This is a genomic window from Gemella sp. 27098_8_149 (assembly GCF_041433745.1).
GTDB lineage: Bacteria > Bacillota > Bacilli > Staphylococcales > Gemellaceae > Gemella.
In genome coordinates this window covers 47928-61671 of sequence record NZ_JAPWCB010000008.1, presented here as the reverse complement: position 1 = coordinate 61671, position 13744 = coordinate 47928, and the positions used below count along the sequence as shown (strand labels likewise).

General features: G+C 27.5%; 13 protein-coding genes. 3 read left to right on the top strand and 10 right to left on the bottom strand.

Annotated features, from left to right (window positions below; translation table 11 throughout):
- The first annotated feature begins 108 nt into the window (after positions 1–108).
- Positions 109–1590 (top strand): oligosaccharide flippase family protein, encoded by a 1482-nt coding sequence (locus tag O3801_RS05085; protein ID WP_371454288.1) that lies wholly within the window; start codon positions 109–111, stop codon positions 1588–1590.
- Between the two features lie 47 nt (positions 1591–1637).
- Here the strand turns inward: O3801_RS05085 and O3801_RS05080 are convergent, their stop codons facing one another.
- The 10 genes from O3801_RS05080 to O3801_RS05035 all read right to left on the bottom strand — a co-directional run bounded on the left by O3801_RS05080 (position 1638) and on the right by O3801_RS05035 (position 11981).
- Positions 1638–2303 (bottom strand): acyltransferase family protein, encoded by a 666-nt coding sequence (locus tag O3801_RS05080; protein WP_371454287.1) that lies wholly within the window; start codon positions 2301–2303, stop codon positions 1638–1640.
- On the bottom strand, positions 2269–2631 hold the full coding sequence (locus O3801_RS05075; protein ID WP_371454286.1) for a hypothetical protein: 363 nt from the start codon (positions 2629–2631) through the stop codon (positions 2269–2271). Before O3801_RS05075 ends, O3801_RS05080 begins: the two co-directional genes overlap by 35 nt.
- 22 nt (positions 2632–2653) lie before the next feature.
- Positions 2654–3370 (bottom strand): phosphate ABC transporter permease, encoded by a 717-nt coding sequence (locus O3801_RS05070; protein WP_371454285.1) that lies wholly within the window; start codon positions 3368–3370, stop codon positions 2654–2656.
- A 1-nt stretch (position 3371) separates the two neighbouring features.
- A complete protein-coding gene (locus O3801_RS05065) occupies positions 3372–5489 on the bottom strand; it encodes a LicD family protein (protein WP_371454284.1) in 2118 nt (705 codons plus the stop codon).
- Positions 5490–5535: 46 nt separating this feature from the next.
- Positions 5536–6498 carry a glycosyltransferase family 2 protein gene (locus O3801_RS05060; protein ID WP_371454283.1) on the bottom strand — a complete coding sequence of 321 codons (963 nt, stop codon included), beginning with the start codon at positions 6496–6498 and terminating at the stop codon, positions 5536–5538.
- Complete coding sequence (locus O3801_RS05055; protein ID WP_371454282.1) at positions 6482–7327, bottom strand: LicD family protein; 846 nt, start codon at positions 7325–7327, stop codon at positions 6482–6484. Before O3801_RS05055 ends, O3801_RS05060 begins: the two co-directional genes overlap by 17 nt.
- Complete coding sequence (locus O3801_RS05050; RefSeq protein WP_371454281.1) at positions 7320–8537, bottom strand: DegT/DnrJ/EryC1/StrS family aminotransferase; 1218 nt, start codon at positions 8535–8537, stop codon at positions 7320–7322. Before O3801_RS05050 ends, O3801_RS05055 begins: the two co-directional genes overlap by 8 nt.
- Positions 8538–8570: 33 nt before the next feature.
- Positions 8571–9251: a sugar transferase gene (locus tag O3801_RS05045; protein ID WP_294683697.1), complete on the bottom strand. Its 681-nt coding sequence runs from the start codon at positions 9249–9251 to the stop codon at positions 8571–8573.
- A gap of 121 nt (positions 9252–9372) precedes the next feature.
- Complete coding sequence (locus O3801_RS05040; RefSeq protein WP_294681690.1) at positions 9373–10383, bottom strand: acyltransferase family protein; 1011 nt, start codon at positions 10381–10383, stop codon at positions 9373–9375.
- A complete protein-coding gene (locus O3801_RS05035; RefSeq protein ID WP_294681691.1) occupies positions 10383–11981 on the bottom strand; it encodes a hypothetical protein in 1599 nt (532 codons plus the stop codon). The genes O3801_RS05040 and O3801_RS05035 overlap by 1 nt, the downstream gene beginning before the upstream one ends.
- 420 nt (positions 11982–12401) lie before the next feature.
- Here O3801_RS05035 and O3801_RS05030 point away from each other — a divergent pair, with 420 nt between their 5' ends.
- Both O3801_RS05030 and O3801_RS05025 read left to right on the top strand, forming a co-directional pair.
- Complete coding sequence (locus O3801_RS05030; RefSeq protein WP_367249601.1) at positions 12402–12644, top strand: helix-turn-helix domain-containing protein; 243 nt, start codon at positions 12402–12404, stop codon at positions 12642–12644.
- 389 nt (positions 12645–13033) lie between these two features.
- Complete coding sequence (locus O3801_RS05025; RefSeq protein ID WP_371454280.1) at positions 13034–13744, top strand: hypothetical protein; 711 nt, start codon at positions 13034–13036, stop codon at positions 13742–13744.

The window sequence follows — 13744 nt, the reverse complement described above, 5'->3', positions numbered from 1 at the left end:
ATAAAAACAATAAACTTCAAAAATCTTCTATTAAACCTATAATTTTAAGCTAATGAATTGAAAATATGATATAATGTAAAATAGAATTTTAGAAAGGATTTCCTTTAAATGAAAAGCATAAAAGTTAATGCATTAGCAAGTTTAATGGTTAACATTCTAAACATAGTTTTCCCATTAATCACTAATCCTTACTTAACTAGAATACTTAGTAAATCTAACTACAGTTATTTCAATACAGCAAATACATGGGCTAGTTTTGTAATACCACTTGCTGCATTCGGAATATATAACTATGGTATTAGATCGATAAGTAAAGTGAAAGACGATAAAAACAAAATTAACTACGTATTTTCAAAACTATTCTATATATCAGTAGTAACGTCAATTGCGATAACTGCTCTATATTTTATATTTATTAGCGTAGGAACACATGATACTGAAAATTTAAAAATCTTATACTATATACTTGGAATTCAAGCCTTATTCCAATTTTTAAATATCGAATGGATGAACGAAGCATACGAAAACTACACATTTATTCTCTATAAAACTTTATTTATTCGAATCGCAATGTTAGTATCAATCTTCGCATTCGTTAAAACAGAAGATGACATTATACCGTATGCAATCATAATGAGTGCAACTACTATTCTAAACTATCTACTAAGTTTCTTATGGATAAAAAGAGAAGTTTCATTTGTTAAGATTGATATCAGAGACTTATTAACATCTACAAAAGCACTTACTACAATGTTATTATTAGCGAATGCTAATATGCTTTATACACTGCTTGATAGAATGTTTATAACAAAGAGTCCAGATGAAAATTATATATCCTACTACACTATCGCATCAAGCATAGTAATGCTTATTGCAGGTGTGCTTAGTGGAGCCCTGAATGTCAGCCTTCCTAGATTAGGTTATTACTTAGGAAGAAAAGATCATGATTCATATGAGTATTTAATCAGACAAGGATCTTCCCTATTCTTCTTCCTGATGATACCAACTAGTATCGGAATAATGATTCTAGGGACATATGCAACTGTTATTTATTCATCAGATAAATATTTAGAGGCAGGAATAGCAACAAGTATATTTGCGATTAGAACTATTATTTGGGCTATTGAGATGATACTAGGAAAGCAAATTATATTCATCAATGACTTCGAAAGTAAATTAACTTCATTTTACTTTATCGGTGGTGGATTAAATGTAGTGTTAAATTCAACATTATACTTCTGTAATATTTTCAAACCAGAATACTATATTGGAACAACAATACTTGCAGAAGGTTTAGTGGTATTACTAGAAATACAGTTCATTAAAAAACATAAACTGATAAACTTATCAGCTGTATTTTCTTCACTATACAAATATCTTGCAGTATCACTTGGTTTTATTCCAATATATTTCATTACAAAATTCGTGTTCCATGTTAATTCTTACGAAATTACATTAAACATGCTTATTATGGTCTGCACAGTCATAGCGATCTGTGGAATTTATTATTTAGTTGTTCTTACAATCTTAAAAGATTCAACAATAAACTATGTGATAAATATGGTGAAAAGTAAAATTAAAAAGAGTTAGAGATTTATTCTTCTAACTCTTTTTATGATATTTATACATTCTTAAAATCACGATGCTTTCTTATTTAAGAATATTTGTTCTCTTATCTGTTTTATTGGGAAGTTAAAAATATTATGAGACAGTACGATGCTTAATAACACTGCCATTAATAGAAATGCTAATTTCCCACTAACTCCATAATTAAATATATTTGAGATATTAAATACCTTATTCAAAACATAATATATATGCATATGCCAAAAATATACATTTATAGAATTTTTCCCCATGTCTGTAATTAAAAACATTCTTCTATTAGGCATCAACATTATAAGAGCAAAGCACATTCCAAAAGATATGATATAGCTAGCTAATCTTGCTAATGGGGCATAACTCATTATCTGAGGGAAGAATGGATTCCTTCCTGTAAATAAATATCTTAATCTATAAAAAATATCCAATTCAAAAACACATAATCCTAGCCAAATCACTACTATTAATCCAGCCAAAACTATATATTTTGAATTTTTATTTTTAAATTCTACTATATTTTCCTTTTGTAATAATACCCCACTCAAAAAGAACGGAAAGAATATTATTATCCTTGATAAATACAGGAAATCACCTATTCCTGTATCATATCCTACAAAGCAAGCCAAGACTATCGAAAACACTAAAATATATTCCTTGTTTTGTTTCTCAATTATTTTTAAAATTACAGTATATGCTGCCAAAGCAAACATAAACCATGAAAGCCCACCATCCCATAGTTAGGAAAAATTCAACCTTCACTGTTCCTAGTAATCTTTCCGCAACCGCTGAAACTATCTTATAAACAAAACCTATACTTATAAAAAATATCGCTTTACTTGTAATATCTTTATTTTTAAACATCAATCCCGATATAAAAATAAAAAGTGGTATATGAAATGAATATATAAATAAAAATATACTATCATAAATATTAGATACATCGGTAAATCTATCCGCAAAATGTCCAATAACCACACAAGTTACAAGGAAAAATTTTAAATTGTCCCATAATGCTACCCTATTTCCCATAATACTATCTCCTAGATCTAGTTTATTTATCTTTTCTCAATACAACCTCTGCTAACTCTGCATCCCTACTCTTATAAATCGGATTTTCTTTCCAATTATAGTTAGTATTAGGAGTTTTAAAATCTTCGCCATATAAAGTTTTTAAATACTCCTCTGTATTAGCTGGAACCTTTACTTTTTGATTTTTAAAATCACATTCCTTTAAACCAGTGAATGGAATTTCATAGTGGTAAACCTCATATCTAGTAGGATTCCCTAATGCATTTGTCATGAAAAATATTGTATCAGAAGATACTTTATCGTCTTCCTTGTTATAGACAATAAAATCTACATTAAGTCCTTTATAGCTGTACGATAATTCAACTAAATCTTTATCAAAATAAAACTCTTTTGTTCGTTTAAAACCATTTTTAGCAAGGTGTTTTTCTATGACTTCAAATTCTTCTAAACTTGAAACTTGAACTCCGAAATCCATATCTAAATCATGACTTATAAAATCATTTTCTCGATAGTAACCTAATAATGTTCCAAAATCTAACCAAATATTATAATTCTTTAACTCAGAACTATAAACAATATTCAATATTTCCTCAAAGTTTTCTTTTAACAAATTACTTCTTTTAGAATCTAATTCAATATTAGCTTTCTCATTTAATTTTTTTATTAAAGGGAAGTTTTTAACAACATCTTTTTTATCACCTAAAAAACTAGCTAAACTCCTCTTAAGCCATTGCAACATACTAGTTCTCCTTCTTAATATACGCTACAAAATCATCATGCTGTATTCTTTTTTCTATTGGCGGAATCTCCATATAGTCCGCACCATAAATTGTAGTTAAAATATGATCATAATCTGTCGGTATATTATATACTCTATCCTCAAACTTAAATTCAACTACTTGATCTAAAGCTTTTGCATCTATCTTTGTACTGTATTTTTTAGATTCCATTAGATAATCTATATATTCACTATTAACAGGAACCTTAGAACAATCATTTAATTTTTTATTCCATGTTTTCACCCTTGTTAATCTGAATGCTACTAACATTAGATAACGAATAATATTCTTTATTCCCGCTTCTTTATTTCTTATTCCATATAAAGTATATACAGATAATCTACGATACATATCTAATTTTGTGATTTCTTTATTTACATCTTTATAGTCATCAAAAGGAAAAACATCTACACAGATACCTAATTCTATATCATTTTGTATGTAGTTATTTTCATAAACAGTTCTACTATCATAGACTCTGTAAAATGGATAAGGGTACCTAGAATCATTTCCCCAAGAAACGACCTTATAAATACTGTTATTATCTTCTAAAATTGCTTGATATAATTTATCATATTGATCCCTCTTTAAAGCAATATCCAAATCATCATCCCATGGAATAAATCCTCTATGTCTTACTGCACCTAACAAGCTTCCATAAGCTAATGAATAATTAATACCTTTTTCTCTACAAATATTATGAATATAATCCATAACTCCTAATTCTACTTCTTTAATTTCATCAATATCTAATTTTTTAAAATTACTTTTGTCTGTACTCACTATAGAATAGAAATAACCTGCCATTAAGAATAAGATGATACCTAACAATGAAATTCCATAAAATGTAGAACTTAAGAATAGATTAGACACTAGAATTACCATTAATATCATAATCATTGATAATAAATCTTTATTTACTAAATCTTCTTTTTTATCTCTAAATATTCGTTTTACCATTGATATAAAGAATGATAAGACAAAGATTCCCATTGAAATAAATCCTACCAATCCATTATAGAATAAAATTTCTAAATATCCATTATGAGTAAGATAATGTTCTTTTATTATATACTCATCTGGATTCATCTTTTTACCTATCTCATACCAGTTTCCACCTGAATACCCAAAAATAGGTTTTTTAGGTACGAAAGATGCTGTAGATTTCCAAATTGCAAATCTATTATTGGAAATATTTTCTTCACTTGTATCTGTTCTTTCAAGAGAAAGATTATTATCTTTATTTTCTAATTTTTTATCTTGAACTTCTAATCTCTCTTTGTTATATTTTAAATACTGCTCACTAGTGAAATTAACAGCTTTATAACTGAATAACACAACAACAATTGCCAGTGCTACTTTTAATAGCGATTTAACATTCCCTTTTTGATAAAACATCACTATTGAATATATAACAGCCGCTATCATCATACAGATAAACGCAGTTCTTGAACCTGATAACACTATATAAATAAAATTCAATACAATAGCGACTATACTAATATATCTATATACTTTCTCAAAACTACATACTTTAAGAACTAAAAATATAATCACTATTAACGAAATTAAAGAAAGATAGTTAGGACTTGCTAAAATACCAAATAGTCTAGACTCTACAAATCCTTGTCTAATATATAATCCTTTATAGTCATGTACTCTATAACCTTTCAATAATACGAATTGAATTAATGACACTAATACTCCAAAAGTATTAAGTACAGTAACTGTATAGAAAAAGTAATCATATATTTTTTTACCTTCTTCTCTAGTAATTCCTGTGAATATAGGGAATACAGTTAAGAAATAAATATAAAATATTAATGCATTTTTTATATTTGTAGAATAACCATAAGATATCACTAGCATACTAGTAATAATATTAAAAGCAAAAAATAGTAATAGGTATTCTATTGTTTTTATTTTTAGATAGACCTTCTTAATAACTAAGTTGTACGTTGCTAAAAGAATTCCAAATAATGTCATTCCCCCTGCAACAATCTTGTTAGCTGAAATAAATTGTAGTGGCACTATTAGACCACACATACAATAAACAGCAACTATTAAAATAAATGCCATATTTATTTTAAAATAATTTTTTTCTATTAGTTTTAACATACTCTAATTAATATCCTCTCTTCTCTATTATTTTTCTATATAGATTTCTATTCAATAATAAGGCAACAAATCCAATTTTTCTACCTTTTGTAAATAATGAATCTGTTAAAATATCCTTACTATGATCTTTTAAATACGATATTAACTTATTTTCTAATTTTTTATCATTATATTCTTTATCTAACAATAACCTATCTAGTACATAAAAGTACGCCCAATTCATTCTCATCTGAGCTACCTCTTTTAGTTCAGGGTATTTTTCTAAAATAATCTCTTTATTCTGTTCATAAGCTTCTATAACATTTAAAAACTTAAGAGAAAATTTTTGGGTAGTAATACTATTTTCTCTATGTACATAGTAATATTTTTTCTCATTGGTTGCTACTATTTTATTACACTTATCTAATAACTTTATCATAATAAATGCATCTTCAGCGATTTTCCCGATTTCAAATTTGAACTCTGAAAATAAACTCTTTTTATATAATTTATTAACCGCTGTAACAGATAGTATCTTAGCTTCCATTACCATCTTAATAGCTTCTCGAGGACTAAGTTCCCATGTTTTCTTTTCAGTTACTTGCGCCTCAGGAACATCATTATAGACATCATAGTGCCCACACATAGATAAATCTGCGTTTGCTCTTTTTAAATTAGTTATCAGCACTTCATACATATCTTCATCTATATAATCATCACTATCTATAAATCCAATTAACTCAGCTTCCGCTTCATTTATCCCAACATTCCTCGCATCAGATAATCCACCATTCTCCTTATGAATCACCCTTATTCTATTATCTTTCTTAGCCAGTTCATCACAAAGATGTCCACTATTATCAGTAGATCCATCATTGACTAGAATAATTTCTAGATTTTTATAGGTTTGATTGATTATTGAATCAACACAACGCTCTAAATATTGTTCTACATTGTATACCGGTACTATTACACTAATTTTTTCGTCCATAATATTCCCCTTTATACTTAAGATAACTATTTTCCATATCCGTTATAACTGCATCATGATGCGGAACCTGTTTTTCTTTTGGTGGAGGTGTCATATAATCACCAAATGCTGTTTTCAAATAGATATCATATCCTACGGGTATCGGCATTTTAGTATTTTCAAAATCTATAAAAATGTTATCCGCAAATGCTTCGATCGGATATTTCTTCTTCATATATCCAGGACCTGTACAAAGTTCTGTTATTCCATCGCTTTCTTCAAGCTTATATTTCGTCATTTCTTTTTCAGCTTTTTTCCAGATTTTATAACGTAATTTACTCGGTGTTAAACTTAACAGAATAGTACTACCCCATTTCATTATAGCTCCATGTTTTTCAGGGATAGTTTGAGCACAGAATAGTGAATAAATCAATGCCCAACGAACTTGTTTTTTTCTATCCGCTTCATTTTTAGGATAATAATCCAAAGGAATAACATCTAAAGCTAAACCATGCGGCATATCTAAATCTTGTTGATATGGTTTTATACAAGTTGTTTCTTTATCACGAATTGTGATAAATAAGTTTCTATCAACGAAATTGCTATCACTTTTTGATAAGAAATATTGTTCTTTGGCGTATTTTCTCCAAAGTTCTGGAAGCTTTTCATAATCTTTTCTAGGCATGAAAAAATCTAAATCATCATCCCAAGGGATAAAGCCTTTATTACGAAGTCCACCAATAGCTCCACCACCACAAAGATAACAAAGTAAGTTATGTTCTTTACAAAATTCTACAAAATATTCAGCCATTTCTAAACTTTTATTTTGTATTTCTTTTAAACTACTCACCTACTACCTCCTCAACTATTTCCTTGAAGTTTTCAATAATTATAGCTACATCTTCATCACTAAGTCTAGTGTGTAAAGGTAATGTTATTTCTTTTACATAATAATTATACGCATTAGGATAGTTTTCAATATCAAATCCTAAATTCTTATACGCAGTTAGTAATGGTAGTGGTTTATAGTGAACATTACAGCTAATTCCACGCTCTGCCATTTTTACAATTATTTCACCACGTTGTTCAAATGTAGTACCTTCAACATGAGTTATATAAAGGTGTCCACAAGATTTATAATCTTCTGAACTATGACTTAGAGCTTTAATTCTTGTTCCTTCAAATCCTTTATTATACTGACTAATAATATCATCACGTCGTTCTAAAAGTTTCGGATAACGGTCTAATTGAACTAATCCTATAGATGCTGCAATATCAGTTAAGTTACATTTATATCCAGGAATAACAATATCATATTCCCATGATCCTGCTTTAGTTTTAGCTAAAGCATCTTTTGTCTGACCATGAAGAGAATATATTTGGTATTCTCTATATAACTCTTCGTTATCAAAGTTTTTATTTTCTTTCCAAGTTACACTTCCACCTTCAGCTGTAGTGAAGTTCTTCACAGCGTGGAATGAGAATGTCGTAAAATCAGCTACAGAACCAATTTTATTACCTTTATAAGTACTTCCTAAAGCATGCGCTCCATCTGCTACTACAGCTACTCTACCAAGTTTCTCTTGATATTCACTATTAGCTTTGAATAAGTGTTTTTTACTTTCGACTACTTCGAAAATTCTGTCATAATCACATGGAATACCTGCCAAATCAACAGGAATAACAGCTTTAGTATTCTCAGTAATCGCATTAGCTAAAGCAACATAATCCATCTCATGACTATCTTCAGATATATCAACGATGACAGCTTTCGCTCCAACGTGATAAATCACACTACAAGAAGCCGTGTATGTCATCGCAGGAACGATAACCTCATCACCTTCACCAATACCTAAAACACGTAATGTTAACTCTAACGCTGCTGTTGCAGAATTAAGACAAACAGTTTTAGGTGTATTCGTAAATTCAGATAATCTTCTTTCTAATTCTTTTGTCTTCGGTCCAGTTGTAATCCAACCAGATTTTAAAGTGTCTATTACTTCGTTAATTTCTCCATCACTAATGTCTGGTGGAGAGAATGGTATATTATATTTTTTCATCTCAAACTCCTAATTATTAAAAATCTTCTAACTTTATTTAACAACCGCAATAGCAGTTCTTATCATTATTTTAATATCATTTATAACACCGAATTCTTCAATGTACTTTAAGTTATATTTCATCTTATCTGGAAGAATTTCCTCCACATAGATTTCATCTACACTACGTCCACTGTCTTTGAATTTCTCAATAACTTCGTCTTCATCTTTGTACTCAATACTCGCTGGAGAAGTTATCCCAGCAGGAAGAAGTAATGTCGCATTCATTTCATCAGTGTATTTATCTACATATTTAGCTACTTCAGGTCTTACTCCAACAAAACTCATATCACCTACAAGTACGTTGATAAGCTGAGGTAGTTCATCAAGGCGAAGTTTACGCAGCTTATGACCTACCTTACTTATTCGAGGATCATTTTGCTGAGTAACAGCTGTTCCAAGCTTATCAGCATCTTTAACCATAGTTCTAAACTTAAAGATTCTAAATGTTCGACCATAGGTTGTAATGCGCTCTTGCCTATAGAACACAGGCCCCTCACTATCAAGTTTTATCCAGATAGCTATTCCTAAAATTATCGGCGATAAAGGAATAAGCAAAATCAATGCAAGTACCTTATCAAAAAGCAACTTCAGAAATAACGATATCTTCTTCTTTTCAATCGAAGCTCTATACTTTTTTACCGCTTCTGTGTCAAATCTATTATCAATGTTCATCTTTCACCTTACTTAATTTAACTGAATATTTATAAACAGTTTCTCAAATTTATTCCATCCCTTTATTATAACATATTTCTAGTTATAACAGAAGAAACGGAAGTAAAAAAAGACAACCAAATTAGGTTGTCTTAAATGATTTTCCAATAATAAATGGGAAAGTATTATTAATTATCTTAGCAATCAATTCACACAATATTATCGCTAAAAATAGTTCTACAATGGCTATTATATAATTACTAACGAATATTCCCGTATACTTACCAGCAAGTTGCTCCATAATAATATCTAAAATGTATAGGACTATTGGTGAATGATATGCATAATATATCAGCGTGTTACCACCAATTCTCTCTAGTATTGGTATATTTGGTATATTTTTGAATAATATAAAGCTTGCCCAGATACCAAAGAAAGCAGCAATAAAATACAAGGAAATTGAATTAATCTGTTGATAATATAGATCTACTCTCGTGTTATAAACTCCACATATGATACTTACTACCGTAACCGGTAAAAAATATACTTTTCTGAAATATCTTTGTAGCGTAGCTAGATTCTTTCTCAATACATATCCAGACAAAATAAATATTGATGCATATGGTACAAGATCAAAACTCCAAATTAACCAAAATTCCATCTCATATAGTTTTTTTCCTAAACTACCAGATAATATAAGTACAATATATACAATTATATATTTATATAATGTATCACTATATTTTATCGCAAAATAACAAACCAGTTCTGCTAAGAATAACACATTTAAAAACCACAATTGATAATAAATATGCATTCTATCAGCCACTATCATAGCTTTTATAAAATGTATAATATCTATTTTCAATATAAATTGCGGTTGTAAGATAAATGATTTAATAGAAAATATAGAAATATTCATTAAAAAACAAGGTATAACTATAGTTTTAAACTTTCTAACAAAGAATTCAAAGAACGATGTATACTTAGCTACGTTTAAAGTCATCCCGGATAAAAAGAAAAATAAAGGTATATGGAATATATATAATAATAATTTCACTTTGGCTGGAGTATATCCCATATGACCAGCTATTACTAAGATTATACAAAAAGCCTTTAACATATCAATATATTTAATTCTCTTACTGCTCACTACTTATCACTCCTTAATTTATATATATTCATATCATTTGAAATATCACTTTCTTTTACAAAGTAAACATCTTTATCATAATTTTCTTTAAACAGTACTCTGATTTTATCGAAAACACTAGAGTCTTTAGGCAAAATAAATTTAATATTATCACTATTTACCGCACTAGAAAGTATATTATTCGTATCTTTCACTCCAAATCCTTTTAATTTACTATGATATTCAGGCGAAAATGTTTGCCATGTTCCAAAAGTTATTATATTTTTTGTTAATTTATCTTTTTCAACAAAAACCTTACTTACATTCGGTTGAGAGCTAACTAAGTTTCCGTATCCTGAGATAATATATAAATTATCTTTATTATTGATTAGTACATTGTTATAATCCTTATTAATATCATGAGAATGATAATTAAACCAATACAATTCATTTTTTCCATAGCTCCATATATTATCCATTAATAGTATGCATAAAATTGTAAAGATAACACCTTCTAGATTATTCACTAATTTATAGTTTCTTTTTATAAACAACTCATTACCATATACAATAAAAATAAATAAAGCTAGAATAATGATAGGTATATAGACTCTCTCTACTACTCTTTGTCTAACTATTAGGGCTGCTAGCAGAGCTAAAGGACTCAAAAATAGCAGATATCCATAATAACTTTTAGATTTGTAAAATATAAAAACAAGAATTACAAAAAATGTAAACAACTTATAAAATTCATTAGAAAAGTACTCAAGTATTATCTTTTTAATCGAAAAATTATATTTTTCTGATACTGATCGTACTTTATCAAGATTATCTAATAGTTCATTACTAAAGATTTGTTTTTCTGAGAGTATCCAAGAATTATGACTTACTAATGTATTTTCAGTAATACCAATCTTATCTAGACTTTCTTTTTTTTCAGAATAATCAATAGCAGGATAGTCTCTAATCAAAGTACTCTTTTCATTCCATTCTATATAAGATTTTTCTACATCGTTACTTTGTATAAATAACCAATTGGTTAAACTTACAACAAAAATTGTACTAATTAATATAGCTGTTCGTTTTACCTTTTTATTCCTAATTAGTTCAAATATGATTATCGCCAAACATAATGCCAAAAGACTTGATATTATTTGAACTCTAAGAGAGATACCGATAAATATAAGCATAATAGGAAAAACTATGTTTTCTTCTTTATAAAGTAAAAATATTCCCGAGATAGACAACAAATAAGCAACCACGGAGTATGTAAAATATTTTAATAAAGCAAACTCTATTACTAAAACTATTATCCATAGAACCATTTTATATTTTCTATCTCTCAGCAGATAAAGCAAACATGAAAAACTTATACTATACGCTGATACTAAAAAAACGAAGAAGATATTAATATTTGAAAATAAACTCTGTAATATTACTAATATCTTGGTTAATATTATTCCCATGTAGGGAAGTAACATATATTCTTTATTTAAAATCGAATAATTAATTGTAACATCATCAACAGCATGATAAATATATCCATATAAATATCTATACAATACTACAATAAACAATGGTATAGCAATTGAAATTATTATCGATGTGTTTCTCTTCACTACTTACTCCCCCCTTTCCTTAAAATATAATATTCAAAATTCAATAACACTAGTATAATACTATAATTAAGCATTTATTTCAACTTCAACTAATATAAGTTCTTCAACTTACTACTACAAAAAAGTTTTAGCTTCCCTGTTTTACTTTGGATGTCTTGACAACTACTAACAAGGGATAACAGTCATTAATTTAAGGTTTTGTAAAATCTTTCTTCCTGTATTTTACTGTAGAATTTTAAAAAACATTGTCAAAAATATATTCAATTATCTATCATATATAAAAGAGATTAAATAATGTAAAATAAAAGAACTAGTTTAATTTTAAGCTAGCTCAATATTTTAATTTTTTTCATTAAAAGGTTTATTCTTTTAAAAAGTCTTTATTTTTTTATAAAGAGTAGTTTATAATTAAATTATAATATTTTTAATGAGCTAGTAGCTCAGAGAAAATTAAAAATAACTAGAATTTCTAATAATATTGGTATAAGTAGATCTACATTAAATTCATTAACAAGAAATGATAGAAAAGGAATTCAATATGATACTTTAAATAAATTATGTAACTATTTTAATGTAACTCTTTCTGAATTTTTCAGTTACATTCCTTATGATATTAGTTTTAACTTTGAAATAATGGATGAAAAAGGAGAAGTTATAAACTAAGTTGATAAGATAGAGTATACTGAAAAAAAGCGAGCATTACTTTTATTAATGTATTTGACAATAAAGGAGTAAAAAACATGCTTTCGAGATATTATATTGTATTCTAACAACGTTTAATACAACTGGTTATGTATATGAAGGGGGGAGTTTTTTAGGAAGTAAAAGGTAATTTTTCAAATGTTCTATTAGATTGAGAAAAATTTAAAAATGTGAAAAACAAATTTATAGCATTTTTGAAACAACTTGAGGTTCAATGGTAAACAAAAATAATTGAGGATATAATGTATTATCTTTCTAATAATATAAATGAGAAAGTTTATAAAAATTTTATCTCTTTTTTAGAATCAGACATTAATAGATATATATAATAGTAAGTAAGGAGATTTTAAATGGAAAACTTAGATTTTGATTATATGTATAATGAAGCAACTAAAATTTTCACTTTTATATTTATGTTGATTATATCAATTTCTTTAGTGGTAATTATTGCTTTTTTAATATATTCATTTTGTAAAATACTAAAATTCATGTGGGATGAAAATAATTATAAAAATGGAAAATTAGACAAAGTGGATCGTATAAAAAGCTGTATTATGTTTATGGGTGTCAATATGCCAGTTCGACTTTCAGTAGATGAAATGGTAAATTTAGCTAGTCAAGTAGATCCTATTAAAATAGTTAATATTTTAAAGAATCAGGAGATTAGTAGATTAAAAAAAGTACATAATGCATTAAAGAACGAGAAAAAAGAATCTAGTGAAAAAGTGAAGTTTAGTGAAGTGGTAAAAAATTTTTATTCATATTTAGGTGGAGTAATCACTACATATTTCATCGGAAAAGATGAAATAAAGAAAATACTTGATGGAACTATATTTAACTTGAAAGATAATTTGGAAACCAACAAGAAAATAATTATTATAAGTATATTAGTGATATTGTTTATTATTATGATTATATTTGTTTCTATATTTATTATAATTTATTTCAAAAGAAAACTTGGATGGGTAAAAAACGATTATGATTTTTTAATAAATATGATCGATGATGAGATAAAGTCAAGAGAAAAAGCACTGGTGAAAAATACTAGTGCTGAAAAATAA